Consider the following 26,221-nt stretch of genomic DNA (forward strand, 5'->3'; position numbering starts at 1 on the left):
GCTCCCTCAGACCTTGGCGATGCTCAGCGTGCCGAAGGCAGCGCCAAGGGTGGCGGTTTGTGCGAGGCCGGCCGGCACGCGGGCCAGACCTTCAGGCAGGCCGGCTTCCAGGCGGGCGGGCAGTTGGGCGGCACCGCCGTCTTGCACGATGCGGACCTGGTCGCCATCGGCCAGGCCGAGCTGCTGCCACAGGCCAGTCGGCAGACCGACTGTTGCCGCATCGCGGCCGTCGGTGGTCAGCTGCAGCGACGTGGAGTTGCGCACCAGCGCGTCGGTCGCGTAGATCGGCAGGTTGGCGAAGCGCTCGACGCCCTCGCCCTTGGCCAGAACTTGCGGCGTGGCGGAGGTGGCGTTGCTCAGGCGGGCGCTGATGTCGCCACCCAAAGCCTGCTCACGCACCTGCTCGGAGCTGTCCTGGTTGAAGCCTTCGAGGCCGAGCAGGTTGCCCAGCACGCGCAGCACCTTCCAGCCCGGACGCGTCTCGGCCAGCGGGCGCACGACACCCACGAAGCTCTGCAGACGGCCCTCGGCGTTGACGAAGGAGCCCGAGGTCTCGGTGAACGGCGCGATGGGCAGCAGCACATCGGCGTATTCCAGGCCGGTCTTGAACGGGCTCAGCACGACGACCATCTCGGCCGCGTCCAGCGCCTTGGCGGCGGCGGCGGCGTTGGCGGAGTCCAGCACCGGGTCGGTGTTCAGCAGCAACGCAGCCTTCAGCGACGTGCCCGTCAGCATCTGGCCGGCATTCAGGCCGCCGGCTTGCGGTTGGGCCTTCACGAGCTGGGCGCCCACGGAATTGGCATCGGCGGTCAGGTAGCCGACGCTGGCGCCAGTCTTGTCACCGATCCACTGCGCCAGCGCCAGCAGGCTGGCGGCCTGCGGGTGTTCGGCGGCGGCGTTGCCCAGCAGCACGGCCTTGGCGCTGCCCGACAGCAGGCTGGCGGCGACGGCCTTGGCTTGTTCCGTTGCGGTACCAGCCAGCGGTGCGCCTTCGCCGATGGCGGCGGCCACGTCGGCCAGGGCTTGCACCCAGCCCGACGGCGCGACGGCGGTCGATGCGGCCAGCGGCATCAGCCAGTCATCGCTGCTGACGCCAATCCGCGAGATCGCGGCACCGCGACGCGCGGCGTGGCGCAGGCGGGCGGCGAACAGCGGATGGTCCTTGCGCAGGTTGGAGCCGATCACCAGCGCGCGGTCCAGCTCGGACAGCTTGGCGATGGGCGTGCCCAGCCAGCGGGCCTGGCCGGCGGCTGCGGCATTGCCGAAATCGCTGTGGCGCAGGCGGTGGTCGATGTTGTCGCTGCCCAGGCCACGAACGATCTGCGCCAGCAGGTGCAGTTCTTCCACGGTGCTGTGAGCGGAACCCAGTGCGCCGATGGACTTCGCACCGTGGTCGGCCTTGATGACCTTCAGACCGTTGGCGACGTATTCCAGCGCCGTCGTCCAGTCGACCTGCTTCCAGGCACCGCCCTGCTTGATCATGGGCGCGTTCAGGCGAGCGTCGCTGTTCAGCGATTCGTAGCTGAAGCGGTCGCGGTCGGCGATCCAGCACTCGTTGACATCTTCGTTCTCCAGCGGAACGACGCGCAGCACCTGGTGGTTCTTGACCTGGACAACCAGGTTGGCACCGGTCGAATCGTGCGGGCTGACGCTCTTGCGGCGCGACAGTTCCCACGTGCGGGCGCTGTAGCGGAAAGGCTTGCTGGTCAACGCACCGACCGGGCAGATGTCGATCATGTTGCCCGACAGCTCCGAATCGACCGTGCGGCCGACGAAGGTCTGGATCTCGCTGTGCTCGCCGCGGTGGGCCATGCCCAGTTCCATCTGGCCAGCGATTTCCTGGCCGAAGCGTACGCAGCGGGTGCAGTGGATGCAGCGGCTCATCTCCTCCATGGAGATCAGCGGGCCCACGTTCTTGTGGAAGACGACGCGCTTCTCTTCGGAGTAGCGGCTCTTGCTGCCACCGTAGCCCACGGCCAGGTCCTGTAGCTGGCACTCGCCGCCCTGGTCGCAGATCGGGCAGTCCAGCGGATGGTTGATCAGCAGGAATTCCATGACGCCCTGCTGCGCCTTGATCGCCTTGTCGCTCTTGGTGCGGACGATCATGCCCTGCGTGACCGGGGTCGCGCAGGCGGGCATGGGCTTGGGTGCCTTCTCCACGTCCACCAGGCACATGCGGCAATTGGCCGCGATGCTCAGCTTCTTGTGATAGCAGAAGTGCGGGATGTAGGTGCCGGCCTTCTCGGCTGCATGCATGACCATGCTGCCTTCCTGGACCGAGACCTTCTGACCGTCGAGTTCGATTTCAACCATGATGGTGTTTCCCTAGGCAGCTCAGGTCGGAGCCACCAGGGGCTTCTTGTGTTCAATCAGGTGCAAGAACTCGTGCTTGAAGTTCTTGATCATGGCGCGCACAGGCATCGCGGCGGCGTCGCCCAGCGCGCAGATCGTGCGGCCCTGGATGTTGTCGGCCACGGAGTTCAGCAGGTCGATGTCCTCTGCCCTGCCCTCGCCGTGGTAGATGCGCTCCAGCACGCGGTGCATCCAGCCCGTGCCTTCGCGGCAAGGCGTGCACTGGCCGCAGGACTCGTGGGCGTAGAAGTACGACAGGCGCAGCAGGCTCTGCACGGCGCAGCGCGTGTCGTCCATGACGATGACGGCGCCCGAGCCCAACATGGAGCCGGCCTTGGCGATGGAGTCATAGTCCATCGTGCACTGCATCATCACCTCGGCGGTCAGCACCGGTGCGGACGAGCCACCCGGGATGACGGCCTTCAGCTTGCGGCCCTTGCGCACGCCACCGGCCATCTCCAGCAGCACCGAGAACGGCGTGCCCAGCGGGATCTCGTAGTTGCCCGGGCGCTCGACGTCACCCGACACCGAGAACAGCTTGGTGCCGCCGTTGTTGGGCTTGCCGATCTCCAGGTAGGCCTGGCCGCCGTTGCGGATGATCCAGGGCACCGCCGCGAAGGTCTCGGTGTTGTTGATCGTCGTGGGGCGACCGTACAGGCCGAAGCTGGCCGGGAACGGCGGCTTGAAGCGCGGCTGGCCCTTCTTGCCTTCCAACGACTCCAGCAGCGCGGTTTCCTCGCCGCAGATGTAGGCACCGAAGCCATGGTGGGCGTGCAGCTGGAAGCTGTAGTCCGAACCCATGATCTTGTCGCCGAGGTAGCCGGCCGCGCGGGCTTCTTCCAGGGCCGCCTCGAAGCGCTCGTAGACCTCGAAGATCTCGCCGTGGATGTAGTTGTAGCCCACGGTGATGCCCATCGCGTAGGCCGCGATGGCCATGCCCTCGATGACCTGATGCGGGTTGAACATCAGCAGGTCGCGGTCCTTGCACGTGCCCGGCTCGCCTTCGTCGCTGTTGCAGACGAGGTACTTCTGGCCCGGGAACTGGCGGGGCATGAAGCTCCACTTCAGACCGGTCGGGAAGCCGGCGCCGCCGCGGCCGCGCAGGGCCGAGGTCTTCACTTCGGCGATGACCTGGTCCTGGGTCAGGCCTTCACCACCGTCCTTGCCGAGAATCTTGCGCAGGGCCGCGTAGCCGCCACGGGCTTCGTAGTCCTTGATCGACCAGTTCTTGCCGTTCAGGTCCGCGTAGATCTGGGGCGTGATGTGGCGGCCGTGGAAGCAGGTCTCGTTGCCGGTGCTTTGGAATTTGGAGAGGTCCAGCATCGTTGTCCTCACGCCTTCGCGGCTTCAGCGCGCAGCACATCGACGAGTTCGTCGAGGCGGTCGTTGGTCATGAAGCTGCACATCTGGCGGTCGTTGACCAGCATCACCGGCGAGTCGGCGCAGGCGCCCAGGCACTCGCTCTTCTGCACGGTGAACAGGCCGTCGGCCGTCGTGCCGCCCTGCTCGATGCCGAGCTTGCTGCACAGATGGTCCAGCGCGTTCTGTCCGTCGCGCAGTTGGCAAGGCAGGTTGGCGCAGACGTTCAGCTTGAACTTGCCCACCGGCTTCTGGTTGTACATGTTGTAGAAGGTCGTCACTTCGTACACGGCGATGGGCGCCATGCCGAGGTGAGCGGCGATCGCGTCTTCCGCGGCGCGGGGCACGTAGCCCTCTTCCTGCTGCACGATGGCCAGGCAGGCCATGACGGCGGACTGACGCAGGTCGTAGGGGTACTTGGCAACCTCGCGGTCGAAGCGCGCGCGGGTGGCGTCGGAGAGTTGGTAGCTGCTCATCGGTCGATCTCACCGAAAACAATGTCCATCGTGCCGATGATGGCCACGGCGTCCGCGATCATGTGGCCCTTGCCCATCTCGTCGAGCGCCGCGAGGTGCGGGAAGCCCGGCGCGCGGATCTTCAGGCGGTAGGGCTTGTTGGCACCGTCGCTGACGATGTAGATGCCGAACTCGCCCTTGGGGTGTTCGACGGCCGCGTAGGCTTCGCCTGCCGGCACATGGAAGCCTTCGGTGAAGAGCTTGAAGTGGTGGATCAGCTCTTCCATGCTGGACTTCATGTCCACGCGCGACGGCGGTGCGACCTTGTGGTTGTCGGTGATGACCGGGCCGGGGTTGGCACGTAGCCACTTCACGCACTGCTCGACGATGCGGCAGGACTGGCGCATTTCCTCGACACGAACGACGTAGCGGTCGTAGGTGTCGCCGTTGGTGCCGACCGGGATGTCGAAATCCATCTTGTCGTACACGTCGTACGGCTGCTTCTTGCGCAGGTCCCAGGCGATGCCCGAGCCGCGCAGCATCGCACCGGTGAAGCCCATGTTGAGCGCGCGCTCGGGCGACACGACGCCGATGCCGACCGTGCGCTGCTTCCAGATGCGGTTGTCCGTCAGCAGCGTCTCGTAGTCGTCGACGTTCTTCGGGAAGCGCTTGCAGAAGTCCTCAATGAAGTCCAGCAGCGAGCCCGAACGGTTTTCGTTCAGCTGCGCGATGGCCTTGGCATTGCGGATCTTGCTGACCTGGTATTGCGGCATGCTGTCCGGCAGGTCGCGGTAGACGCCACCCGGACGGAAGTAGGCCGCGTGCATGCGCGCACCCGACACCGCCTCGTACATGTCGAAGATGTCCTCACGCTCGCGGAAGCAGTAGATGAGGATGTTCATCGCACCGCAGTCCAGGCCGTGGCAGCCCAGCCAGAGCAGGTGGTTCAGGATGCGGGTCAGCTCGCCGAACATCACGCGGATGTACTGCGCGCGCTCCGGCACCTGGATGCCCAGCATCTTCTCGATGGCCAGACAGTAGGCGTGCTCGTTGGACATCATCGACACGTAGTCGAGGCGGTCCATGTAGGGCAGCGACTGGATGAAGGTCTTGCTCTCGGCGAGCTTCTCGGTCGCGCGGTGCAGCAGGCCGATGTGCGGGTCGGCGCGCTGGATGACTTCGCCGTCCAGCTCCAGCACCAGACGCAGCACGCCGTGGGCGGCCGGATGCTGGGGACCGAAGTTCAGCGTGTAGTTCTTGATTTCTGCCATTACAGACCGCCGTACTTGTCTTCGCGGATGATGCGCGGCGTGATCTCGCGCGGCTCGATGGTCACCGGCTGGTAGATGACGCGCTTCTGCTCGGGGTCGTAACGCATCTCGACGTGGCCCGACACCGGGAAGTCCTTGCGCATCGGGTGACCGATGAAGCCGTAGTCCGTCAGGATGCGGCGCAGGTCGTTGTGGCCGTCGAAGATGACGCCGTACATGTCGAAGGCTTCGCGCTCGAACCAGTTGGCCGAGTTCCACACCGGCGTGATCGAGGCCACGACGGGGAAGTCGTCATCGGTCGCGAAGACCTTCAGGCGCAGGCGGAAGTTGTGCGTGACGGAAAGCAGGTGGCTGACGACCGCATAACGCAGGCCTTCGTAGCCGCCATTGCCGTAATCGCTGTAGTCGACGCCGCAGAGGTCGATCAACTGCTCGAGCTTGAGATCGGCGTGGTCGCGCAGCGTGGTCGCGACGTCGAGGTAGTCGGCGGCGCGCACGGTCAGCGTCAGTTCGCCGAGAGCGTTCTTCAACTCGACGACACGCTCGCCGAGGATGGCACCAATCGTCTGGGCCAGGGTTTCGAGGTTGTGGCTCATCCTGCAGCTCAGCGGGCGATGGTGTTTTCGCGGCGGATCTTGGCCTGCAATTGCAGGATGCCGTACAGCAGGGCCTCGGCCGTCGGCGGGCAGCCGGGCACATAGACATCCACCGGCACGATGCGGTCGCAGCCGCGAACGACGGAGTAGCTGTAGTGGTAGTAGCCGCCGCCGTTGGCGCAGGAGCCCATCGAGAGCACCCAGCGCGGCTCGGCCATCTGGTCGTAGACCTTGCGCAACGCCGGCGCCATCTTGTTGCACAGCGTGCCGGCCACGATCATCAGATCGGACTGGCGCGGGCTCGGACGGAACAGCATGCCGAAGCGGTCGATGTCGTAGCGGGCGGCGCCCGCGTGCATCATCTCCACGGCGCAGCAGGCCAGGCCGAACGTCATCGGCCACAGCGAGCCCGTCTTGGACCAGTTGATGAGCTTGTCGACCGAGGTGGTGACAAAGCCCTCTTTCAAGACGCCTTCAATACCCATTTGGAATTCCCAGCTTGTGTCGGCGAGCGCTTATTCCCAATCCAGGGCGCCTTTTTTCCATTCGTAGGCAAAGCCCACGACCAGAATGCCGAGGAAGATCATCATCGCCCAGAAGCCGGCCGCGCCGATTTCCTTGAGCGCAACAGCCCAGGGAAACAGGAAGGCAATTTCCAGGTCGAAAAGAATGAACAGGATGGCGACGAGGTAGTAGCGCACATCGAATTTCATGCGCGCGTCTTCAAAGGCCTCGAAGCCGCATTCGTAGGGGGAGTTCTTGGCCTGATCCGGCCGATTGGGGCCCAGCAGGGCGCCGAGCACCTGGGGTGCGATCCCGACCACTGCGCCGACCAAGATGAAGAGGATGACGGGCAGGTATTGGTCGAGATTCATGAAGCTTTCCCCGGTCGGCTACAACAATTGTCAACGGTGACCGCAATGCAGGCACCCAAAGCAAACGGGCGCGCCACCAGCGAATCCAAAGATGTCGCTTGCGGATCGCGCCCGCCCTGAACCTTGCCGCACCACCCTTACGGACGGCTAACGGCGACAGGCCGCTTTGACTGATTCCCTGCGCTTGGCGCAGGAACCGCCTATGTTCTGGTGCCGTCGGCGAGACTCGAACTCGCACAGCTTTCGCCACTACCCCCTCAAGATAGCGTGTCTACCAATTTCACCACGACGGCAGGTATCCATTTATTGCCCGGCAACTAGGAGGGTTTGCTTGCCAGACAGCCTCGCATTCTAAACCGAAAAGTAGGGACTCCCCGGTGAAGAGACGAGGGTTTTACTCGGGCATCAGTTGGCCGCAGCCGACGCGGCAGCGGATGCCGGCGCTGCTGGCGCAACGATCGCGCCAGGAATGGCCGCAGCGCCGGAGGCCGCAGGCGCGACAGCAGCCGGAGCACGCTCCAGCGCCGTGTCGGAACCGCTGGACGTGTTGACACCGCCATTGGACAGGAAGGCCAGGCCCAGCGTGCAACCGAAGAACAGCGTGGCCGCAATGGCCGTGCTGCGCGACAGGAAGTTGGCGCTGCCGGTGGCGCCGAACAAGCTTCCCGAAGCACCGCTGCCGAAGGAGGCGCCCATGTCGGCGCCCTTGCCCTGCTGCACCAGCACCAAACCGATGATCGCAATGGCGGACAACAACTGAACCACCAGTACCAAATTCGCAAAGAACTGCATTCCCATCACTCCATCAAAACAAGATGGCACCCAACCCCAGGGTGGGCGCCGAAAAACTCAATGCGCTGCCGCGAGGCAGATAGCGGCAAAGTCGGCCACCTTCAGCGAGGCGCCACCGATCAGACCGCCGTCGATGTCGGGCTGGCCGAACAGCTGGGGCGCGTTGTCCGCCTTGACGCTGCCACCGTAGAGGATGCGCATCGCGGCAGCACGGTCCGTGGCAGCCTGCAACTGCGCGCGCAGCACGGCATGCACCGCCTGGGCCTGCTCGGGCGTCGCGGTCAGGCCGGTGCCGATGGCCCAGACAGGCTCGTAGGCGACGACCATCTCGCCAGTGCAATGACCCAGCGTGTGAATGACAGCGGCGAGCTGGCGCTTGACGACGGCTTCGGTCTGGCCTGCCTCGCGCTCGGCGCGGGTCTCGCCAACGCAGACGATGGGCGTCACGCCATGGGCCAGCGCGGCCTTGGCCTTGTCGGCGACGAGCTGGTCGCTCTCCGCGTGGTAGGCGCGGCGCTCCGAATGGCCGACGATGGCGTAGCGGCAACCTACGTCGTGCAGCATGGCCGACGAGATCTCACCGGTGTAGGCACCCTGCTCGTGCGACGAACAATCCTGTGCGCCGTAGGCGATGGCCGTACCGGTCAGCGCGAGGGCCGTCTCGGCGATGTAGACGGCGGGCACGCAGACGGCCACGTCGGCGTTCCAGGGGCCGGCTTCCTTGAGTCCGGCGAGCAACTGTGCATTTGCAGCTCGGCTGCCATGCATCTTCCAGTTGCCCACGACGAGTTTCTTTCTCATCTCTTGTTCTCCGTCACCAGGTCAGCACGATCTTGCCGATGTGCTGGTTGGATTCCATCAGCGCATGCGCCTCAGCCGCTTTCGCAGCGGGAAGCTCGCGGTAGATGACCGGCTTGATCTGGCCGGCTTCGATCAACGGCCAGACCTTGTCGCGCAGCGAGCGCGCCAGGCCAGCCTTGAATGCAGCCGAACGCGGGCGCAGCGTCGAGCCAGTGATCGTCAGGCGCTTGCGCAGCACGAGGCCGGCATCGACCTCCGACTTCACACCGCCTTGCACCGCGATCAATGCAAGGCGACCGTCCTCAGCCAGCGCTTGCACGCCACGGGCTATGTAGTCGCCAGCCACCATGTCCAGGATCACGTCGACACCGCGGCCATCCGTGGCCGACTTGGCTTGCGCAACGAAATCTTGCTCACGGTAGTTGATCGCCACGTCGGCACCCAGTGCCTTGCAGGCTTCGGCCTTGTCGGCGCCACCCACCGTCACCAGCACGCGGGCGCCCAGCGCCTTGGCCATCTGGATGGCCGTCACGCCGATGCCGCTGGACCCGCCATGGATCAGCAGCGTCTCGCCAGCCTGCAGGCCCACGCGATCGAACACATTGGCCCACACGGTGAAGCAGGTTTCTGGCAGCGTGGCCGCCTGCGTCAGCGTCCAGCCTGCAGGCACCGGCAGACATTGGCCCACCGGCACTGCGCACAGTTCGGCATAACCGCCGCCATTGACCAGCGCGCAGACCTTGTCGCCAATCTTGAAGCCATGCTCGGCCAGGGCTTGGTCATCACCGGCGACGATCTCGCCAGCGACTTCCAACCCCGGCAGCTCACTCGCGCCCGGTGGTGGCGGGTAGGCGCCCTTGCGCTGCAGCACGTCCGGGCGGTTGATGCCCGACGCTGCGACGCGGATCAGGCACTCACCCAGGCCCGCGACTGGATCCGGCCGTTCGGCCAGCTCCAGCACCTCGGGCCCGCCGGGGCGGGTGATCGCGATGGCTTTCATCGCCGCTTGGATTACTCCGCTGCGGGCGTGGCGTCGGCGGCCGGCGCCGGAGCGGCTTCGCGCTCGGGCTTGTCCAGCAACACCTTCATGGACAGCTTGATGCGGCCCTTCTCGTCGGTCTCGAGCACCTTGACCTTGACCACTTGGCCTTCCTGCAGGAAGTCGGTGACCTTCTCAACGCGCTGGTGGGCGATCTGGCTGATGTGCAGCAGGCCGTCCTTACCGGGCAGCAGGTTCACGAGGGCGCCGAAGTCCAGGATCTTGACGATCGGGCCTTCGTAGATCTTGCCCACTTCGACTTCAGCCGTGATCTCGGCGATGCGCTTCTTGGCCATCTCGGCCTTCTCGGCGTCCGTCGAGGCGATGGTGATGGTGCCGTCTTCGCCGATGTCGATGGTCGTGCCGGTTTCTTCGGTCAGCGCGCGGATGGTGGCGCCGCCCTTGCCGATGACGTCACGGATCTTCTCCGGGTTGATCTTCATTGTGTACAGGCGCGGGGCGAACTGCGACACCTCGGTGTTCGCGCTGCCCATGGCTTCGACCATCTTGCCCAGGATGTGCAGGCGGGCTTCCTTGGCTTGCGCCAGCGCGACCTGCATGATTTCCTTGGTGATGCCCTGGATCTTGATGTCCATCTGCAGGGCCGTGATGCCGGTCGTCGTGCCGGCCACCTTGAAGTCCATGTCACCCAGGTGATCTTCGTCACCCAGGATGTCGGTCAGCACGGCGAAGCGGTTGGCGTCCTTGATCAGGCCCATGGCGATGCCGGCCACGTGGGCCTTCATCGGCACGCCGGCGTCCATCAGCGCCAGGCAGCCGCCGCAGACCGAAGCCATCGACGACGAGCCGTTGGACTCGGTGATTTCGGAGACGACGCGCAGCGAGTACGGGAAGTCTTCCTTGCTCGGCAGCGCGGCGATCAGCGCGCGCTTGGCCAGGCGGCCGTGGCCGATTTCGCGACGCTTGGGGCTACCCACACGACCCGTCTCGCCGGTGGCGAAGGGGGGCATGTTGTAGTGCATCATGAAGCGGTCTTCGAACTCGCCGTCCAGCGCGTCGATGCGCTGTGCGTCGCGGTCCGTGCCCAGCGTGGCAACCACGAGAGCCTGCGTCTCGCCGCGCGTGAACAGCGCCGAGCCGTGGGTGCGCGGCAGGATGCCGTTGCTGATCTCGATGGGGCGCACGGTGCGGGTGTCGCGGCCGTCGATACGCGGCTCGCCGGCCAGGATCTGGCTGCGGACGATGCGGGCTTCGATCTCGAACAGCAGGCCTTCGACTTCGACCTTGTCGAACGACACGCCTTCGGCGGTCAGTGCAGCGAAGACGTTCGAAGCGGCGGCACGGCAGGCTTGCGTGCGGGCTTGCTTGGAGCGGATCTGGTAAGCCTCGCGCAGCGGGCCTTCGGCCAGGCCGTTGACCTTGGCGATGAAGGCTTCGTCCTTGGCGGGGGCGACCCAGTTCCACGACGGCTTGCCGGCTTCCTTGACCAGCTCGTTGATGGCGGCGATGGCCACGTTGCCTTGCTCATGGCCGAACACCACGGCGCCCAGCATGACTTCTTCCGACAGGCCGGAGGCTTCGGACTCGACCATCAGCACGGCGGCTTGCGTGCCGGCGACGACCAGATCCATCTGGCTGTTGGCCAGTTCGGACTTGCTGGGGTTCAGCGTGTACTCGCCGTTGACGTAGCCCACGCGGGCGGCGCCGATCGGGCCGTTGAACGGGATGCCGGACACGGCCAGCGCGGCGGACGTGCCGATCATGGCGGCGATGTCGGCCTGCACTTCGGGGTTCAGGCTGACGACGTGGACGACGACCTGGACTTCATTGAAGAAGCCTTCGGGGAACAGCGGGCGGATCGGGCGGTCGATCAGGCGGCTGGTCAGCGTCTCGTGCTCGCTCGGGCGGCCTTCACGCTTGAAGAAGCTGCCGGGGATCTTGCCGGCAGCGTAGGTCTTCTCGAGGTAGTCGACGGTCAGCGGGAAAAAGTCCTGGCCGGCCTTGGCTTCGGTCTTGGCGACCACGGTGGCCAGCACGACGGTGCCTTCGATGTTGACGAGTACGGCGCCGGTGGACTGGCGGGCGATCTCGCCCGTTTCCAGCACGACTTGGTGGCGGCCCCATTGGAAGGTCTTCGTGACCTTGTTGAACATGGACATGCTCATTGCTCCTGGTTGTGTTGAGTGCAAGTCATCAGACCTGGGCACTCGGTAAAACCGGCAACGATGCTGGGTTTGGTCCAGATGCCATTCCAGGGCGACTCAGGGCGATGAGCCGTCTTGGAATGATCCGCGACCACGTCAGCTTGGTTTCCGGCAGATGGACAAAGAGCCTGTACTGGGCTTGAGGACCAGACAGGCTCCTTGACGGATTCGCTAGATTACTTGCGCAGGCCCAGCTTCTGGATCAGCGCGACGTAACGGGCGGAGTCAACGCGCTTCAGGTAGGCCAGCAGGCTCTTGCGCGTGTTGACCATTTTCAGCAGACCGCGGCGGCCGTGGTGGTCCTTGGCGTGGGTCTTGAAGTGGGGGGTCAGGTCGTTGATGCGGGCGGTCAGCAGAGCGACCTGGACTTCCGGGCTACCGGTGTCGTTGGCGCTGCGTGCGTTGGCCTTGACGATCTCGGCCTTCTTTTCGGCGATGGACATTTGTTTTCCAAAAGGGTTTCGGAAGTCCGGCCGGGCGAGGCACAACACATGGCGCTGCCGCAGACGGTTTCCGGGGTTGACTTGCGGACACGGGGGAAACCGCCCCGAGCCGTGCTGATGTTCTGCACACCTTGCGGCGCGCAAAACCTGCGGATTCTAGCTCAAAGCGGCAGGAGCCTCAAACCGCGCGGCCCAAGCGAGCGGAAGTAAGGCCTGCCACCGAGGGTTTCAAGGGCCAAAACCGTCCTGACCTGCAAATGCGTGACTTCTCTGCCGCAACGCGAAAAGGCCTCTTGAAGCGCTTTTCGGCCGCCCTATCTCGGGTTCATCGGGTGCTGCTCCCGACTGGTTCAGCAGCGCAAACCAACGGAGTTGATCCCCCATGTTCTACCTGACCCACCCCCGCCAAGTCGTCCGCGCCCTGCGCCAGTTCGATGCCGACACCACCCGCACGCCGGCCCTGGACGTCAGCGAAGATGACAAGGCCTACAACGTGACGGTGGACATGCCCGGCGTCGCCAAGGAGGCCGTCAAGGTCCGCGTCGAAGGCCGCCGTGTGCACATCGAAACCGTCAGCTCGGAAGCCGCCGCACCGACCGATGGTTCCCGCGTGCTGTACCGCGAGCGCCGCGCCGCCAGCTATGCCCGCAGCTTCTCGCTGCCGGTCGAGATCGACCAGGGTCAATCGCAGGCGCGCTTCGAGAACGGCGTGCTGACGCTGACGCTGGTCAAGCGCGTTGCCGAGAACGGCGGCGAGCTGGCAATCCTCTAAGCCGCCGAAAGATCCCAGCGGGCGCGGACTTCGAAGCCGCCGTCCTGCCTCGGACTGGCCATGCCGCGCTGCACCCGCAGCGCGGCGGCCATCGCGATCATGGCGCCGTTGTCGGTACACAAGGACAGCTCCGGGTAGTGCACGCGCACACCCCGCTTCGCGCAGGCGGCGTTCAACTGCTCGCGCAACTTGGCATTTGCGCCAACGCCGCCGGCGACGACAAGGCGTTTCAGGCCTGTCTCCTTCAGCGCCAGCAGCGACTTCTTCACCAGCACATCAACGATGGCTTGCTGCGTAGACGCGGCCAGGTCAGCCTTGGTCTGCTCGCAAGGCGAGTCGCCAATCTTCTTCACCTGCGTCAGCACGGCCGTCTTCAGGCCGGCAAAGCTGAAATCCGGCTTGCCGCTGTGCAGCAGCGGGCGCGGCAGTTCGAACGCTTCCGGATTGCCAAACTCCGCCATGCGGGCCAGGTGCGGACCGCCCGGGTAAGGCAGGCCTAGCAGCTTGGCGCTCTTGTCGAAGGCTTCGCCAGCCGCGTCGTCGATGGTCTCGCCGAGGATCTCATACGAACCTACGTCGTCCACCCGCATCAGCTGCGTGTGGCCACCGCTGACAAGCAGCGCGACAAACGGGAACTCCGGCGGGTCGGCCGACAGGAACGGCGACAGCAGATGCCCTTCCAGGTGATGGATGGGCAACGCCGGCACGCCCAGCGCGGCGGCCAGCGACACGGCCACACCGGCGCCGACCAGCAACGCGCCCGCGAGGCCAGGGCCTTGGGTGTAGGCGATCAACTCCACGTCATGCAGCGCCAGCCCGGCCTGCGACAACACCTCGCGCGTCAGCGGCAGCACGCGGCGCACATGGTCGCGCGACGCCAACTCGGGCACCACACCGCCATAGGCCTGGTGCATCGAAATCTGGCTGTGCAGCGCCTGCGCCACCAATCGCGGCGGCGCATCGCCGGCCACTTCGACAAGCGCGACCCCGGTCTCGTCGCAGGACGACTCAAAACCGAGGATGCGCTGGACGGAGCTCACTTGCCTTCCTTGGCGTGGTTGATCGAGTACTTGGGGATCTCGACCGTCACGTCCTGCTGGCGCAGCAAGGCCTGACAGGACAGACGCGAGTCGGGCTCCAGACCCCAGGCGCGGTCCAGCATGTCTTCCTCGTCTTCTTCCATCTCGGAAAGCGAACGGCCGCCTTCACGCACGATGACGTGGCAGGTCGTGCAGGCACAGACCTGGTCGCAGGCGTGCTCGATGTCGACGTGGTTGGCCAGCAGCGCTTCGCAGATCGACGTGCCGGGTTCAGCACTGATCGTCTTGCCCTCGGGGCAGTACTCGGCGTGCGGAAGGATCTTGATGACGGGCATGGTGAATCTCAGAGCTGGCTGACATCGCGGCCGGTCAGGGCGCGGGCGATGGAGCGGTTCATGCGTTCGGCGGCAAAGCCTTCGGTCGCTTCGGCGAGGGCCTTCACGGCGGCGTCGATGGCATCGGCATCGTCGGTCATGGCCGCCAATGCGGACAGGCGGGCTTCCAGCGCCTCGCGCTCGGCTTCGGGCAGCAGGTCGCCGTCGGCGGCCAGCGCGCTGCGCGTGGCCAGCACCATGCGCTCGGCCTCGACACGCGCCTCGCGCAGCTTGCGGGCGGCCATGTCCGCATCGGCGCTGGAGAAGCCATCCTTCAGCATGCGGGCGATCTCTTCGTCGGCCAGGCCATAGCTGGGCTTGACGGTGATGGCCGCCTGCACACCCGAGGTCAGCTCTTCGGCGGACACGCTGAGCAGCCCGTCCGCATCGACCTGGAAGCTGACGCGGATGCGCGCTGCACCGGCCGCCATCGGCGGGATGCCGCGCAACTCGAAGCGGGCCAGCGAACGGCACTCGCTGACCAGCTCGCGCTCGCCCTGGACGATGTGCACGGCCAGCGCCGTCTGACCATCCTTGAAGGTCGTGAAGTCCTGCGCCTTGGCGACGGGGATGGTCGAGTTGCGCTCGATGACGCGCTCGACCAGGCCGCCCATGGTTTCCAGACCGAGGGACAGCGGGATGACGTCCAGCAACAGGATCTCGCCATCGGCCGCATTGCCGGCGAGCTGGTTGGCCTGCACGGCGGCACCCAGGGCGACGACCTCGTCGGGGTTCAGGTTGGTCAACACCTCGCGACCGAACAGTTCGCTGACGGCACGGCGCACGACCGGCATGCGCGTGGACCCGCCGACCATGACCGTACCCTGCACATCGGCTGCCTTGACCTTGGCATCACGCAGCACGCGCTTCACCGACGACAGCGTCTTGGCGATCAGCGGCTGGGCCAGCTCTTCGAACTGGGCGCGCGTGATGGTCACGCGCAGTTCGCCGGCATCCAGCGCGGCGACCAGCTCAGTGGCGTCGGCGTCGGACAGCGCCTCCTTGGCAGCTCGTGCAGCGATCAGCACTGCGCGCTTGTCGTGAGCGGACGCGACGGCACGATCACCCAGCGCCCAGTCGGCCAGCACGCGGTCGAAATCGTCCCCACCCAGCGCGGCATCTCCGCCGGTCGCCACGACCTCGAACACGCCGCGCGCCAGACGCAGCAGCGAGATGTCGAAGGTGCCGCCGCCCAGATCGTAGACCGCGTAGAGGCCTTCGGCGGCGTTGTCCAGGCCGTAGGCGATGGCTGCAGCCGTGGGTTCGTTGATGAGGCGCAGCACCTTGAGGCCGGCCAGTTCGGCGGCATCCTTGGTCGCCTGGCGCTGGGCGTCGTCGAAATAGGCCGGCACGGTGATGACGGCGCCGAACAAGTCGTCCAGGAAGCTGTCTTCGGCGCGGAAGCGCAGCGTCGCCAAGATCTCGGCCGAGACCTCGACGGGGCTCTTCACGCCGTCGCGCGTCGCGATGGCCAGCATGCCGGGGCGGTCCTCGAACTGGTAAGGCAGATGCTCGCGATTCGCGATGTCGGCGAAGGCCCGGCCCATAAAGCGCTTGACCGAGACGATGGTGTTCTCGGGGTCCTCGGCCTGCGCGGCCAGCGCGTCGGCACCGATCTGGCGCCGGCCTTCGGGCAGGTAGCGCACGGCGGACGGCAGGATGACGCGGCCTTGCTCGTCGGGCAGACATTCGGCCACACCGTGGCGCACGGAAGCAACGAGGGAGTGCGTCGTGCCGAGGTCGATACCGACGGCAATGCGACGCTGGTGCGGGTCGGGCGACGCGCCGGGTTCGGAAATTTGAAGCAGGGCCATGGTGTTCAGGCGTCCAGCGCGGCAAGGCGCTGGTCGATGTCGGCGCGGAAACGCTGGATGAACATCAGCGCCCTCACCTGCGCGGCGGCTGCCGGCGCGTCGTTGTTGTCGTCGAGCAAGCGCTGGGCTTGCGCCAGCGCCGCGGCTTCGGCCCGAGCCGCATCATCGTCGAGCGCTTCCAGCGCGGACTCGCTGCTCGCGTCGTCCAGCGACTCGCGCCATTCCATCTGCTGCATCAGGAAAGCCGCGGGCATCGCCGTGTTGGTTTCGGCACCCACCGGCGCACCACGCAGTTCACACAGGTACGCGGCGCGCTTCAAGGGATCCTTCAACCGTTGATAGCCTTCATTCACGCGCATGGCCCACTGCATCGCTACGCGCTGGGCCGCAGCGCCCTCAGCAGCGAAGCGATCCGGGTGCACCTCGGCCTGCAATGCCTTCCAGCGCGTCGCAATGGCAGCACCGTCCTGGGCCTGCGTTTCAGGCAGGCCGAAGAGCTGGAAGTCGTTGTCGGTCAGGCGCATGGCGAGGTTGAAAAAGCAAAAGGCGCGGTTCACACCGCGCCTGTTGTCGAGTCAGCGAATCTCAGACACGGAAGGACTCGCCGCAGCCGCACTTGTCTTTCTCGCGCGGATTGCGGAACTTGAAGCCTTCGTTCAGCCCTTCGCGCACGAAGTCCAGCTCGGTGCCGTCGAGGTAGGGGAGGCTCTTGGGATCGATGAGGATCTTGACCTCATGGCCTTCGAAGACCACGTCCTCGGGCGCCACGTCGTCCGCGTACTCCAGCTTGTAGGCCAGGCCCGAGCAGCCCGTCGTCTTCACGCCCAGGCGCACACCCACGCCCTTGCCGCGCTTGGCGATGTAGCGCTTCACGTGGCGGGCGGCAGCTTCGGTCAGCGTGACGGACATGGCTCAGGCGGTCTGCGCGTGCTTGGCGCGGTAGTCGTCCACCGCGGCCTTGATGGCGTCTTCGGCCAGGATGGAGCAGTGGATCTTGACGGGCGGCAGTGCCAGTTCTTCGGCGATCTGCGTGTTCTTGATCGTCAGCGCTTCGTCCAGGCTCTTGCCCTTCACCCACTCGGTCACGAGCGAGCTGGAGGCGATGGCCGAGCCGCAGCCGTAGGTCTTGAACTTGGCGTCCTCGATGAGGCCTGTCGCCGGGTTCACCTTGATCTGCAGCTTCATCACGTCGCCGCAAGCCGGGGCGCCGACCATGCCGGTGCCGACATCGTCGTCGCCGTTGTCGAACTTGCCGACGTTGCGGGGGTTTTCGTAGTGGTCTACGACCTTGTCGCTGTATGCCATGAAAGTTCTCCTTGCTAGGGCGCTCAGTGAGCCGCCCACTTGATCGTGCTGAGGTCGATGCCGTCCTTGAACATGTCCCACAGGGGCGACAGTTCGCGCAGCTTGGCGACCCGGTCGGTCAGCACGCTGATGGCGTAGTCGATCTCTTCCTCGGTCGTGAAACGGCCGATGGTCATGCGCAGCGAGCTGTGCGCGAGTTCGTCCGAACGACCCAGCGCGCGCAGCACGTAGCTGGGCTCCAGGCTGGCCGACGTGCAGGCCGAGCCCGACGACACCGCCAGGCCCTTCACGCCCATGATGAGCGACTCGCCCTCAACGTAGTTGAACGAGATGTTCAGGTTGTGCGGGACGCGCTGTTCCAGGTCGCCGTTGATGAAGGTCTGCTCGATGCCCGACAGGCCTTTGATGAGGCGGTTGTGCAGCGCACGGATGCGCTCGTTCTCGGCGCCCATCTCCTCGCGGGCGATGCGGAAGGCCTCGCCCATGCCGACGATCTGGTGCACCGGCAGCGTGCCGGAGCGCATGCCGCGCTCGTGGCCGCCGCCATGCATCTGCGCTTCCAGACGCACGCGCGGCTTGCGGCGCACGTACAGCGCACCGATGCCCTTGGGGCCGTAGCTCTTGTGCGACGCCAGGCTCATCAGGTCGATGGGCAGCTTGGCCAAATCGATCTCGACCTTGCCGGTGGCCTGGGCCGCATCGACGTGGAAGATGATGCCGCGCTCGCGGCAGATGGTGCCCAGCGCGACGACGTCCTGGATGACGCCGATCTCGTTGTTCACGTACATGACCGAGGCCAGGATGGTGTCCGGGCGCAGCGCGGCCTTGAAGGCCTCCAGGTCGACGAGGCCGTTTTCCAGCACGTCGAGATAGGTCACGTCGAAACCCTGGCGCTCCAGCTCACGCATGGTGTCGAGCACGGCCTTGTGCTCGGTCTTCACCGTGATCAGGTGCTTGCCGCGGGTCTTGTAGAACTGCGCCGCGCCCTTCAGTGCCAGGTTGTTGGACTCGGTCGCACCGGAGGTCCACACGATCTCGCGCGGGTCGGCACCAATGAGTTGAGCCACCTGCTCACGGGCACGCTCCACCGCCTCTTCCGCTTCCCAGCCCCAGGCGTGGCTGCGCGATGCCGGGTTGCCGAAGTGCTCGCGCAACCAGGGAATCATCGCGTCCACCACGCGGGGGTCGCACGGCGTCGTCGCGCCGTAGTCGAGGTAGATCGGGAAGTGCGGGGTCATGTCCATGGAACGACTACTTTTCTTGGTTCTTCTTACTTGCTGAACGCGCCGCCCAGCGCAAACACCGAGTTCGGCGCCGTCACGCGGATGGGCTTGAGTACCGGCTGGCTGGAGATGGCACGCTTGATGGGCGCCGCCTCGACCTCGAAACCCTTGGCCAGCTGCTCGTCGGCCAGCTTGCGCAGCGAGACGCTGTCGAGGTACTCGATCATCTTGGCGTTCAGGTTGGTCCAGAGTTCATGGGTGATGCAGCGGCCGCTGTCCTCGCCCATGCAGTTTTCCTTGCCGCCGCAGCCGGTGGCGTCCAGCGCCTCGTCCACGGCGACGATGATGTCGGCGACGGTGATGTCCTCGGCCTTGCGGCCCAGGGAGTAGCCGCCGCCCGGGCCGCGGGTGGATTCCACCAGTTCATGGCGGCGCAGCTTGCCGAACAGCTGCTCCAGGTAGGACAGCGAAATCTGCTGGCGTTGGCTGATCGCCGCCAGGGCCACGGGGCCGGTATTCTCGCGCAGCGCCAAGTCCAACATCGCGGTGACTGCAAACCGGCCTTTGGTGGTGAGACGCATACGAAACTCCTTTGCGAGATGCCTGAACCCGATTTGTCCAGGCCGTTTGATTCGGGGTTAACCCGGGATGGCAAGGACAATAGCCGAGCGAATCATTTCCGATGATTTTACTCGACTAATCGAGCCCATCCCAGGGTTACTGCCTAGCCCCTAGGTTTCGGCAGGTTTTTTTGCTGCGACGCAGCAGCGTCAGCGAGGCACTGCGCCCTTGCGGGCGGCGTCCAGCGGCACGATGTTGTCGTGCACGCGGGCGCCGAAGGCCTGCTCGCGCAGCTGGGCCAGCTGGTCGCGCAGCCGCGCGGCCTTCTCGAACTCCAGGTTGCGGGCGTGCTCCAGCATCTGCTTTTCCAGCTGGGCAATACGTTTGGCCAGATCCTTCTCGGACAAGTCCTCGACCTTGGCGGCGGCCAGCAATTTCGCCTCGTCACGGCCCGCCTCTTCCGAGTAGACGCCATCGATCAGGTCCTTGATGCGCTTTTGCACGCTGCGCGGCGTGATGCCGTTGGCCTCGTTGAAGGCGATCTGCTTGGCGCGGCGGCGCTCGGTCTCGCCGATGGCCTTGCGCATGGACTCGGTGATCTTGTCCGCGTACAGGATGGCCTTGCCGTTCAGGTTGCGCGCGGCCCGGCCTATGGTCTGGATCAGACTGCGCTCGGCGCGCAGAAAGCCTTCCTTGTCCGCATCCAGGATGGCCACCAACGACACCTCGGGGATGTCCAAGCCCTCGCGCAGCAGGTTGATACCCACCAGCACGTCGAAGGCGCCCAGCCGCAGGTCGCGCAGGATTTCGACGCGCTCCACCGTATCGACGTCCGAGTGCAGGTAGCGCACCTTGACGCCGTTGTCGCTCAGATAGTCGGTCAACTGCTCGGCCATGCGCTTGGTCAGCGTGGTGATCAGCACGCGTTCGTTGGCTTCGACGCGCAGGCGGATCTCCTGCAGCACATCGTCCACCTGGTGCGTAGCCGGCCTCACCTCGACGATGGGGTCCACGAGCCCGGTGGGCCGAACGACCTGCTCGACCACCTGACCCGCGTTGTCCTGCTCGTACTGGGCCGGCGTGGCCGACACGAAGATGGCTTGGCGCATCTTGCGCTCGAACTCGGCGAACTTCAGCGGCCGGTTGTCCAGCGCGGATGGCAGGCGGAAGCCGTATTCCACCAGCGTCGTCTTGCGCGCCCGGTCGCCGTTGTACATGCCGCCGAACTGGCCGATCAGCACATGGCTCTCGTCCAGGAACATGACGGCATCTTTGGGCAGGTAGTCCACCAGCGTGGGCGGCGGGTCGCCAGGCTCGGCCCCGGACAGGTGGCGCGTGTAGTTTTCGATGCCCTTGCAGTGACCCACCTCCTGCAGCATTTCAAGGTCGAAGCGGGTGCGTTGCTCCACGCGTTGCGCCTCGACCAGCTTGCCTTCCTTGACGAAGAATTCGACGCGCTCACGCAACTCCTGCTTGATCGCGTCGGCCGCCGCCAGCACGCGCTCACGCGGCGTCACGTAATGGCTGCTGGGGTAGACGGTGAAGCGCGGGATCTTCTGCCGCACCTGGCCGGTCAGCGGGTCGAACAGCGACAGCGCCTCGATCTCGTCGTCGAACAGCTCGATGCGGATGGCCAGCTCCGAGTGCTCGGCAGGGAACACGTCGATGGTGTCGCCGCGCACGCGGAAGTGGCCACGGCTGAACTCCATCTCGTTGCGCGTGTACTGCATGCGGATCAGGTGCGCGATGACATCGCGCTGCCCTATCTTGTCGCCCACCCGCAGCGTCATGACCATCTGGTGGTAGTCCGCCGGCGAGCCGATGCCGTAGATGGCCGAGACCGACGCCACGATGACCACGTCGCGCCGCTCCAGCAGACTCTTGGTGCAGCTCAAGCGCATCTGCTCGATGTGCTCATTGATCGCACTGTCCTTCTCGATGAACAGGTCGCGCTGCGGCACATAGGCCTCGGGTTGGTAGTAGTCGTAGTAGCTGACGAAGTACTCGACGGCGTTCTTGGGGAAGAAATCCTTGAACTCGCTGTACAGCTGCGCGGCCAGTGTCTTGTTGGGCGCGAAGACGATGGCCGGCCGCCCCAGGCGGGCGATGACGTTCGCCATCGTGAAGGTCTTGCCCGATCCGGTCACGCCCAGCAGCGTCTGGTAGCTGAGGCCATCGTTGATGCCCTCACAAAGCTGAGCGATGGCCGTGGGCTGATCCCCCGCCGGAGGGAAAGGCTGGAACAGCTGGAACGGGGAGCCTTCGAAGCTGACGAATTCGCCCTTGCGTTCCTCGGTGTCCCCGTCGGAGGCGGTCTGGGCGTTCAGGGCGTCTTGCATGGGGGAATCCTGGGAAAATCTCTGCTTGCGCAACCCGTCAGCTTAAGCGCAGTACCCCGCTGACCGCCCTCCCCCTGCTGCCAACGCCTATTCAGGAATCCGTCATGTCTTTGTTCGCCGACGTCGCCCTCGCCCCCCGTGATCCCATCCTCGGTCTGAACGAGCAGTTCAATGCCGACACCCGCCCGGGCAAGGTCAACCTCGGCGTCGGCGTCTACTACGACGCCAACGGCAAGCTGCCGCTGCTGAAATGCGTGCAGGAAGCCGAAGCCGCCATCGCCGCCACCCCAAAGCCGCGCGGCTATCTGCCCATCGACGGCATCGCCGCCTATGACAAGGCCGTGCAGAAGCTGGTGTTCGGCGCCGAGCGCAAGGATGTGGCCACCGTACAGGCGCTGGGCGGCACCGGCGCGCTGAAGATCGGCGCCGACTTCCTGAAGCACCTGAACCCCGGCGCCAAGGTGCTGATCTCCGACCCCAGTTGGGAAAACCACCGCGCGCTGTTCACGCAGGCCGGCTTCACCGTCGAGACCTATCCGTACTACGACGCCGCCAACAAGGGCATCAACTTCGCCGGCATGCTGGCCGCGCTGAATGCTGCCCCGGCCGGCACCGTCGTCGTGCTGCACGCCTGCTGCCACAACCCGACCGGCTACGACATCACCGCTGCCCAATGGGGCGAGGTGGTGGCCGTCGTCAAGGCCAAGGGCCTGACACCCTTTCTGGACATGGCCTACCAGGGCTTCGGCTTCGGCCTGAAGGAAGACGGCGAGGCCGTGCGCCAGTTCCTGGCCGCCGGCATCGGCTTCTTCGTGTCCACCAGCTTCTCCAAGAGCTTCTCGCTGTACGGCGAGCGCGTGGGCGCGCTGAGCGTGGTCTGCACCAGCGACGACGAGGCCGCCCGCGTGCTGTCGCAGCTGAAGATCATGATCCGCACCAACTACTCCAACCCGCCCACCCATGGTGCGCAGGTTGTCGCCGCCGTACTGTCCGACGACAGGCTGCGCGGCCTGTGGGAAGAAGAGCTGGCCGGTATGCGCGTGCGCATCAAGGCCATGCGCGGTGCGCTGGTCGAGGCGCTGAAGGCCGCCGGCGTCACGCAAGACCTGGGCTTCGTCACCGAACAGCTGGGCATGTTCAGCTATTCGGGCCTCACCGCCGCCCAAATGCAGCGCCTGCGCAGCGAGTTCGGCGTCTACGGCGTGGACTCCGGCCGCATCTGCGTGGCCGCACTGAACGAGGGCAATCTGCCCGTCGTGGCCGCCGGCATGGCGGCCGTCATCAAGGGCTGAATGCACCGTTGAAGTGCCAAGGATTGGCGGTTTGACCGCCAATCCCATGTTGCAGCGCACAAGGCCGCAAGCGTTTTCTGGCACTATTGGCGCATCCAGTCCCTCGTCCAAGGCCGGTCATGCTGTATCAGCTCTTCGAAACCCAGCGCGCGCTGCTCAGCCCGTTCTCCGAGTTTGCCGCCGCATCGGCCAAGCTCTACAGCCACCCGCTATCGCCGTTCGCGCACACACCGATGGCGCAGCGCCTGTCGGCCGGGCTGGACCTGATGCACCGGCTGGCCAAGGACTACGAGAAGCCCGAGTTCGACATCAAGTCCGTCGAGGTGGATGGCGCCGACGTCGCCGTGCAGGAACTGGTGGCGCTGGAAAAGCCCTTCTGCCGCCTGCTGCGCTTCAAGCGCTACACCGACGACCTGACCGTGCTGGCCAAGATGAAGGACCAGCCCACCGTGCTGGTCGTGGCGCCGCTGTCCGGCCACCACGCCACGCTGCTGCGCGAGACCGTCAAGCAACTGTTGAAGGACCACAAGGTCTACATCACCGACTGGACCGACGCGCGCATGGTGCCGTTGGACGTCGGCCCCTTCCACCTGGACGACTACATCCGCTACGTGCAGGAGTTCATCCGCCACGTCGGTGGCGCGGACTGCCACGTCATCTCCGTCTGCCAGCCCACGGTGCCGGTGCTGGCGGCCATCTCGCTGATGGCTTCGGCCGGCGAGGAAACGCCCCGCAGCATGACCATGATGGGCGGCCCCATTGACGCCCGCAAGAGCCCGACGGCCGTCAACAATCTGGCCATGAACCGCAGCTACAGCTGGTTCGAGAACAACGTCATCTACCGCGTGCCGACCAACTTCCCCGGCGCCGGCCGCGAGGTCTACCCGGGCTTCCTGCAGCACACCGGCTTCGTCGCGATGAACCCGGACCGCCACCTGTCCTCGCACTACGACTATTTCCTGGACCTGGTGCGCGGCGACGACGAAGGCGCCGAGGCGCACCGCCGCTTCTACGACGAGTACAACGCCGTGCTGGACATGCCGGCCGAGTACTACCTGGACACCATCAAGACCGTGTTCCAGGACTTCGCGCTGGTCAACGGCACCTGGGAAGTCGACGGCGCCTTCGTGCGCCCGCAGGACATCAAGACCACGGCCCTGCTCACCGTCGAAGGCGAGCTGGACGACATCTCCGGCGCCGGCCAGACCAAGGCCGCCCATGACCTGTGCGCGGGCGTGCCCAAGCAGCACCAGTTCCACTACGACGTCATCGGCGCGGGCCACTACGGCATCTTCTCCGGCCGCCGTTGGCGTGAGCACGCCTACCCGCAGGTGCGTGACTTCATCGCCACCTATGAAGCCTCGCCGCTGAAGAAGACGGCCAAGGCCGCCCCCGTGAAGGCCAGCGCCAAGCCCGCGGCCAAGCGCACGCGCAGCACCCGCAAAGCGTGAGCCTCGCGGCCCTGATCGACGCCGCACTGCCGCAGACCCAATGCACCCGCTGCGGCTACCCGGACTGCCGCGGCTACGCCGACGCCGTCGCGGCGGGTGAAGCCGAGATCAACCAATGCCCGCCCGGCGGCGCCGAAGGCGTTGAACGACTCGCGGCACTCACCGGCCGCGCCGTGCTGCCGCTGAACCCCGTCAATGGCATCGAAGCCACGCGCGGCGTCGCCGTCATCGACGAGGCCTGGTGCATAGGCTGCACGCTGTGCATCAAGGCCTGCCCGGCGGACTGCATCGTCGGCGCGCCCAAGGCCATGCACGTGGTGGTCGCGGCCCAGTGCACGGGCTGCGAGCTGTGCGTGCCGGCCTGTCCGGTGGACTGCATCACGCTGCCCGAGTTGACGACCGCCACCGGCTGGGCCGCGTGGAGCCAGCCACAGGCCGACGAGGCCCGCGAGCGCTATGTATTCAAGCAGTTCCGCCGCCACCGCGAGGCCCAGGAGAACGACGCCCGCCTGGCCGCCAAGGCGCAAGCCAAGCTGGCCGACCTGCCCGCCGCGTCAGCCATCACCGACGCCGCACAGTTGGATCGCAAGCGTGCCGCCATCGAAGCCGCACTCGCCCGCGCCCGCGCGAAACGGACCTGACAATGCGCAGCATGAACGCCGCGCAGATCGAACGCTTCTTCGCCACCCTGAAAGCCGCGAACCCGGCGCCGCAGACAGAGCTGGAGTTCTCCAGCGTGTTCGAGTTGCTGACCGCGGTGCTGCTGTCAGCCCAGGCCACCGACGTGGGCGTCAACAAGGCCACGCGCAAGCTCTTCGCCGTCGCCAACACGCCGGCTGAAATCCTCGCGTTGGGCACCGAAGGCCTTGAAGCTCATATCAAGACCATCGGCCTGTACCGCAGCAAGGCCAAGCACCTGCTGCAGACCTGCCAGATGCTGATCGACCTGCATGGCGGCGAAGTGCCTCGCTCGCGCACCGACCTGGAAGCCCTGCCCGGCGTGGGCCGCAAGACGGCCAACGTCGTGCTCAACGTCGCCTTCGGCGAGCCCACGATGGCGGTGGACACGCACATCTTCCGCGTCGGCAACCGCACCGGCCTGGCGCCGGGCAAGACACCGCTGGCCGTCGAGTTGGGTTTGCTCCAGGGGGTGCCCGAGGCCTATCTCGTCGACGCCCACCACTGGCTGATCCTGCACGGCCGCTATGTCTGTCAGGCGCGCAAGCCGCTGTGCAACGTCTGTGCGGTGATTCAGGAGTGCGACTACGGCCGCGCCCTAAAATCCGCAGTTGCCTGACACCCCTCATCCATGGCCAGCCTGACCGACCTGACCGACCGCGTGGAGCGATTGCTCCTGCGTCACGACGAAATCCTGCGCACCAACCTGCTGCTGCAGGTGCAGCTCACCGCCATCACGCAGGAGCGCGACAGCCTGCGCTCGCGCCTCAACGCGGCGCGCGCACGCGTCGACGCGCTGCTGGAGCGCTTGCCCGTCGACACGCCCAAGGAAGACCAGCCATGAAGCAGATGGAAGTGACCATCATGGGCCAGAGCTACCTGCTGGGCTGCCCGGCCGGTGGTGAAGCGGCGCTGACCGCCGCGGTGGCACAGGTAGACCGCGAGATGAGCGCCATCCGCGATGCCGGGAAGGTCAAGGCACGCGAGCGCATCGCCGTGCTGGCCGCGCTGAACCTGGCCTATCAGCTCGCCGACTCGCCGCGTGAGACTCCGGCCCTGGCGCCTGTTGCAAGCCCCGATGTCGATGCCCTCATCAAGCGCCTGGATGAAGCGCTGGGACACGACGGACAGCTGCTGTAGGCCTTAAAATACACCCCGTCCATCGCTTTCCTCTGGGGCTTTATTTCCTTCATCCGATGCTCTATGAGCAAGGGCTTGGAAAAT

At 65.8% G+C, this 26,221-nt stretch carries 28 protein-coding genes and 1 tRNA gene; 7 read left to right on the forward strand and 22 right to left on the reverse strand.

The window, feature by feature from the left end:
* Positions 1-6: 6 nt before the first annotated feature.
* The 13 genes from nuoG to rpsO all read right to left on the reverse strand — a co-directional run bounded on the left by nuoG (position 7) and on the right by rpsO (position 12,148).
* Positions 7-2,313, reverse strand: coding sequence for an NADH-quinone oxidoreductase subunit NuoG (gene nuoG / locus J2X21_RS17805; RefSeq protein ID WP_310330828.1), 2,307 nt, complete (start codon positions 2,311-2,313; stop codon positions 7-9).
* Positions 2,314-2,334: 21 nt separating this feature from the next.
* On the reverse strand, positions 2,335-3,675 hold the full coding sequence (nuoF, locus tag J2X21_RS17810) for an NADH-quinone oxidoreductase subunit NuoF (RefSeq protein ID WP_310330830.1): 1,341 nt from the start codon (positions 3,673-3,675) through the stop codon (positions 2,335-2,337).
* Between the two features lie 8 nt (positions 3,676-3,683).
* Entirely contained in the window at positions 3,684-4,187 is a 504-nt protein-coding gene (locus J2X21_RS17815) for an NADH-quinone oxidoreductase subunit NuoE family protein (RefSeq protein WP_310330831.1), read from the reverse strand.
* Positions 4,184-5,437, reverse strand: a complete 1,254-nt coding sequence (locus tag J2X21_RS17820) for an NADH-quinone oxidoreductase subunit D (RefSeq protein ID WP_310330833.1) — start codon at positions 5,435-5,437, stop codon at positions 4,184-4,186. The genes J2X21_RS17815 and J2X21_RS17820 overlap by 4 nt, the downstream gene beginning before the upstream one ends.
* Positions 5,437-6,033, reverse strand: coding sequence for an NADH-quinone oxidoreductase subunit C (locus tag J2X21_RS17825; RefSeq protein WP_310330835.1), 597 nt, complete (start codon positions 6,031-6,033; stop codon positions 5,437-5,439). The genes J2X21_RS17820 and J2X21_RS17825 overlap by 1 nt, the downstream gene beginning before the upstream one ends.
* A gap of 8 nt (positions 6,034-6,041) precedes the next feature.
* Entirely contained in the window at positions 6,042-6,518 is a 477-nt protein-coding gene (locus J2X21_RS17830) for a NuoB/complex I 20 kDa subunit family protein (RefSeq protein ID WP_046113908.1), read from the reverse strand.
* 30 nt (positions 6,519-6,548) lie between these two features.
* Positions 6,549-6,908, reverse strand: coding sequence for an NADH-quinone oxidoreductase subunit A (locus J2X21_RS17835; RefSeq protein ID WP_310330836.1), 360 nt, complete (start codon positions 6,906-6,908; stop codon positions 6,549-6,551).
* A gap of 208 nt (positions 6,909-7,116) precedes the next feature.
* Positions 7,117-7,201, reverse strand: a tRNA-Leu gene (locus J2X21_RS17840).
* A 112-nt stretch (positions 7,202-7,313) separates the two neighbouring features.
* Positions 7,314-7,700, reverse strand: coding sequence for a preprotein translocase subunit SecG (gene secG, locus J2X21_RS17845; protein ID WP_310330838.1), 387 nt, complete (start codon positions 7,698-7,700; stop codon positions 7,314-7,316).
* A gap of 57 nt (positions 7,701-7,757) precedes the next feature.
* Positions 7,758-8,501, reverse strand: coding sequence for a triose-phosphate isomerase (tpiA, locus tag J2X21_RS17850; protein ID WP_310330840.1), 744 nt, complete (start codon positions 8,499-8,501; stop codon positions 7,758-7,760).
* 13 nt (positions 8,502-8,514) lie between these two features.
* A complete protein-coding gene (locus J2X21_RS17855; protein WP_310330842.1) occupies positions 8,515-9,501 on the reverse strand; it encodes an NAD(P)H-quinone oxidoreductase in 987 nt (328 codons plus the stop codon).
* Positions 9,502-9,512: 11 nt separating this feature from the next.
* Positions 9,513-11,660, reverse strand: a complete 2,148-nt coding sequence (gene pnp, locus J2X21_RS17860) for a polyribonucleotide nucleotidyltransferase (protein WP_310330844.1) — start codon at positions 11,658-11,660, stop codon at positions 9,513-9,515.
* A gap of 221 nt (positions 11,661-11,881) precedes the next feature.
* On the reverse strand, positions 11,882-12,148 hold the full coding sequence (gene rpsO / locus J2X21_RS17865; RefSeq protein WP_268165882.1) for a 30S ribosomal protein S15: 267 nt from the start codon (positions 12,146-12,148) through the stop codon (positions 11,882-11,884).
* Positions 12,149-12,530: 382 nt separating this feature from the next.
* Between rpsO and J2X21_RS17870 the strand changes: the two genes are divergently transcribed.
* A complete protein-coding gene (locus J2X21_RS17870; RefSeq protein ID WP_310330846.1) occupies positions 12,531-12,920 on the forward strand; it encodes an Hsp20/alpha crystallin family protein in 390 nt (129 codons plus the stop codon).
* On the opposite strand, the gene tsaD is transcribed toward J2X21_RS17870, so the two are convergent.
* From tsaD to uvrB, 9 genes are all read right to left on the reverse strand, one after another.
* Positions 12,917-13,960: a tRNA (adenosine(37)-N6)-threonylcarbamoyltransferase complex transferase subunit TsaD gene (tsaD, locus tag J2X21_RS17875; RefSeq protein ID WP_310330848.1), complete on the reverse strand. Its 1,044-nt coding sequence runs from the start codon at positions 13,958-13,960 to the stop codon at positions 12,917-12,919. The genes J2X21_RS17870 and tsaD overlap by 4 nt on opposite strands.
* Positions 13,957-14,295: an ISC system 2Fe-2S type ferredoxin gene (fdx, locus tag J2X21_RS17880; protein ID WP_310330849.1), complete on the reverse strand. Its 339-nt coding sequence runs from the start codon at positions 14,293-14,295 to the stop codon at positions 13,957-13,959. The genes tsaD and fdx overlap by 4 nt, the downstream gene beginning before the upstream one ends.
* Positions 14,296-14,303: 8 nt before the next feature.
* Complete coding sequence (gene hscA, locus J2X21_RS17885) at positions 14,304-16,148, reverse strand: Fe-S protein assembly chaperone HscA (RefSeq protein ID WP_310330850.1); 1,845 nt, start codon at positions 16,146-16,148, stop codon at positions 14,304-14,306.
* A gap of 5 nt (positions 16,149-16,153) precedes the next feature.
* Complete coding sequence (hscB, locus tag J2X21_RS17890; protein ID WP_310330851.1) at positions 16,154-16,672, reverse strand: Fe-S protein assembly co-chaperone HscB; 519 nt, start codon at positions 16,670-16,672, stop codon at positions 16,154-16,156.
* A gap of 61 nt (positions 16,673-16,733) precedes the next feature.
* Positions 16,734-17,057 carry an iron-sulfur cluster assembly protein IscA gene (iscA, locus tag J2X21_RS17895; protein WP_057299626.1) on the reverse strand — a complete coding sequence of 108 codons (324 nt, stop codon included), beginning with the start codon at positions 17,055-17,057 and terminating at the stop codon, positions 16,734-16,736.
* A 3-nt stretch (positions 17,058-17,060) separates the two neighbouring features.
* A complete protein-coding gene (gene iscU, locus J2X21_RS17900) occupies positions 17,061-17,453 on the reverse strand; it encodes a Fe-S cluster assembly scaffold IscU (protein WP_310330852.1) in 393 nt (130 codons plus the stop codon).
* 23 nt (positions 17,454-17,476) lie between these two features.
* Positions 17,477-18,697 (reverse strand): IscS subfamily cysteine desulfurase, encoded by a 1,221-nt coding sequence (locus J2X21_RS17905; protein ID WP_310330854.1) that lies wholly within the window; start codon positions 18,695-18,697, stop codon positions 17,477-17,479.
* 26 nt (positions 18,698-18,723) lie between these two features.
* On the reverse strand, positions 18,724-19,257 hold the full coding sequence (gene iscR, locus J2X21_RS17910; protein ID WP_310330857.1) for a Fe-S cluster assembly transcriptional regulator IscR: 534 nt from the start codon (positions 19,255-19,257) through the stop codon (positions 18,724-18,726).
* A 189-nt stretch (positions 19,258-19,446) separates the two neighbouring features.
* Positions 19,447-21,576 (reverse strand): excinuclease ABC subunit UvrB, encoded by a 2,130-nt coding sequence (gene uvrB, locus J2X21_RS17915; protein ID WP_310330859.1) that lies wholly within the window; start codon positions 21,574-21,576, stop codon positions 19,447-19,449.
* Positions 21,577-21,680: 104 nt separating this feature from the next.
* Here uvrB and J2X21_RS17920 point away from each other — a divergent pair, with 104 nt between their 5' ends.
* The 6 genes from J2X21_RS17920 to J2X21_RS17945 all read left to right on the forward strand — a co-directional run bounded on the left by J2X21_RS17920 (position 21,681) and on the right by J2X21_RS17945 (position 26,137).
* On the forward strand, positions 21,681-22,868 hold the full coding sequence (locus J2X21_RS17920; RefSeq protein WP_310330860.1) for an amino acid aminotransferase: 1,188 nt from the start codon (positions 21,681-21,683) through the stop codon (positions 22,866-22,868).
* Positions 22,869-22,987: 119 nt separating this feature from the next.
* Complete coding sequence (locus tag J2X21_RS17925; protein WP_310330862.1) at positions 22,988-24,319, forward strand: polyhydroxyalkanoate depolymerase; 1,332 nt, start codon at positions 22,988-22,990, stop codon at positions 24,317-24,319.
* The gene (gene rsxB / locus J2X21_RS17930; protein ID WP_310330865.1) at positions 24,316-24,960 is read left to right on the forward strand and encodes an electron transport complex subunit RsxB; all 645 of its coding nucleotides are present in this window, start codon (positions 24,316-24,318) and stop codon (positions 24,958-24,960) included. Before J2X21_RS17925 ends, rsxB begins: the two co-directional genes overlap by 4 nt.
* Before the next feature lie 11 nt (positions 24,961-24,971).
* A complete protein-coding gene (gene nth, locus J2X21_RS17935) occupies positions 24,972-25,616 on the forward strand; it encodes an endonuclease III (protein WP_310330867.1) in 645 nt (214 codons plus the stop codon).
* Between the two features lie 12 nt (positions 25,617-25,628).
* Positions 25,629-25,841 (forward strand): DUF904 domain-containing protein, encoded by a 213-nt coding sequence (locus J2X21_RS17940; RefSeq protein WP_310330869.1) that lies wholly within the window; start codon positions 25,629-25,631, stop codon positions 25,839-25,841.
* Positions 25,838-26,137, forward strand: coding sequence for a cell division protein ZapA (locus J2X21_RS17945; RefSeq protein ID WP_310330871.1), 300 nt, complete (start codon positions 25,838-25,840; stop codon positions 26,135-26,137). Before J2X21_RS17940 ends, J2X21_RS17945 begins: the two co-directional genes overlap by 4 nt.
* Positions 26,138-26,221: the final 84 nt, after the last annotated feature.

Source organism: Roseateles asaccharophilus, assembly GCF_031458115.1.
In the GTDB taxonomy this organism is placed as follows: domain Bacteria; phylum Pseudomonadota; class Gammaproteobacteria; order Burkholderiales; family Burkholderiaceae_C; genus Pelomonas; species Pelomonas asaccharophilus_A.

Excerpts from the sequence above, each read along its gene's own strand:
- rpsO (WP_268165882.1), bottom strand. The coding sequence starts at position 12,148 with ATGTCCATCGCCGAAAAGAAGGCCGAGATCGTCAAGGCCAACGCACGC.
- J2X21_RS17825 (WP_310330835.1), bottom strand. The coding sequence starts at position 6,033 with ATGAGCCACAACCTCGAAACCCTGGCCCAGACGATTGGTGCCATCCTC.
- nuoF (WP_310330830.1), bottom strand. The coding sequence starts at position 3,675 with ATGCTGGACCTCTCCAAATTCCAAAGCACCGGCAACGAGACCTGCTTC.
- J2X21_RS17870 (WP_310330846.1), top strand. The coding sequence starts at position 12,531 with ATGTTCTACCTGACCCACCCCCGCCAAGTCGTCCGCGCCCTGCGCCAG.
- J2X21_RS17920 (WP_310330860.1), top strand. The coding sequence starts at position 21,681 with ATGTCTTTGTTCGCCGACGTCGCCCTCGCCCCCCGTGATCCCATCCTC.
- J2X21_RS17905 (WP_310330854.1), bottom strand. The coding sequence starts at position 18,697 with ATGGACATGACCCCGCACTTCCCGATCTACCTCGACTACGGCGCGACG.
- J2X21_RS17940 (WP_310330869.1), top strand. The coding sequence starts at position 25,629 with ATGGCCAGCCTGACCGACCTGACCGACCGCGTGGAGCGATTGCTCCTG.
- tpiA (WP_310330840.1), bottom strand. The coding sequence starts at position 8,501 with ATGAGAAAGAAACTCGTCGTGGGCAACTGGAAGATGCATGGCAGCCGA.
- J2X21_RS17820 (WP_310330833.1), bottom strand. The coding sequence starts at position 5,437 with ATGGCAGAAATCAAGAACTACACGCTGAACTTCGGTCCCCAGCATCCG.
- iscA (WP_057299626.1), bottom strand. The coding sequence starts at position 17,057 with ATGTCCGTCACGCTGACCGAAGCTGCCGCCCGCCACGTGAAGCGCTAC.
- J2X21_RS17945 (WP_310330871.1), top strand. The coding sequence starts at position 25,838 with ATGAAGCAGATGGAAGTGACCATCATGGGCCAGAGCTACCTGCTGGGC.
- J2X21_RS17835 (WP_310330836.1), bottom strand. The coding sequence starts at position 6,908 with ATGAATCTCGACCAATACCTGCCCGTCATCCTCTTCATCTTGGTCGGC.
- pnp (WP_310330844.1), bottom strand. The coding sequence starts at position 11,660 with ATGTCCATGTTCAACAAGGTCACGAAGACCTTCCAATGGGGCCGCCAC.
- iscR (WP_310330857.1), bottom strand. The coding sequence starts at position 19,257 with ATGCGTCTCACCACCAAAGGCCGGTTTGCAGTCACCGCGATGTTGGAC.
- J2X21_RS17855 (WP_310330842.1), bottom strand. The coding sequence starts at position 9,501 with ATGAAAGCCATCGCGATCACCCGCCCCGGCGGGCCCGAGGTGCTGGAG.
- secG (WP_310330838.1), bottom strand. The coding sequence starts at position 7,700 with ATGCAGTTCTTTGCGAATTTGGTACTGGTGGTTCAGTTGTTGTCCGCC.
- iscU (WP_310330852.1), bottom strand. The coding sequence starts at position 17,453 with ATGGCATACAGCGACAAGGTCGTAGACCACTACGAAAACCCCCGCAAC.
- nuoG (WP_310330828.1), bottom strand. The coding sequence starts at position 2,313 with ATGGTTGAAATCGAACTCGACGGTCAGAAGGTCTCGGTCCAGGAAGGC.
- fdx (WP_310330849.1), bottom strand. The coding sequence starts at position 14,295 with ATGCCCGTCATCAAGATCCTTCCGCACGCCGAGTACTGCCCCGAGGGC.
- hscB (WP_310330851.1), bottom strand. The coding sequence starts at position 16,672 with ATGCGCCTGACCGACAACGACTTCCAGCTCTTCGGCCTGCCTGAAACG.
- nth (WP_310330867.1), top strand. The coding sequence starts at position 24,972 with ATGAACGCCGCGCAGATCGAACGCTTCTTCGCCACCCTGAAAGCCGCG.
- J2X21_RS17925 (WP_310330862.1), top strand. The coding sequence starts at position 22,988 with ATGCTGTATCAGCTCTTCGAAACCCAGCGCGCGCTGCTCAGCCCGTTC.
- hscA (WP_310330850.1), bottom strand. The coding sequence starts at position 16,148 with ATGGCCCTGCTTCAAATTTCCGAACCCGGCGCGTCGCCCGACCCGCAC.
- J2X21_RS17830 (WP_046113908.1), bottom strand. The coding sequence starts at position 6,518 with ATGGGTATTGAAGGCGTCTTGAAAGAGGGCTTTGTCACCACCTCGGTC.
- uvrB (WP_310330859.1), bottom strand. The coding sequence starts at position 21,576 with ATGCAAGACGCCCTGAACGCCCAGACCGCCTCCGACGGGGACACCGAG.
- J2X21_RS17815 (WP_310330831.1), bottom strand. The coding sequence starts at position 4,187 with ATGAGCAGCTACCAACTCTCCGACGCCACCCGCGCGCGCTTCGACCGC.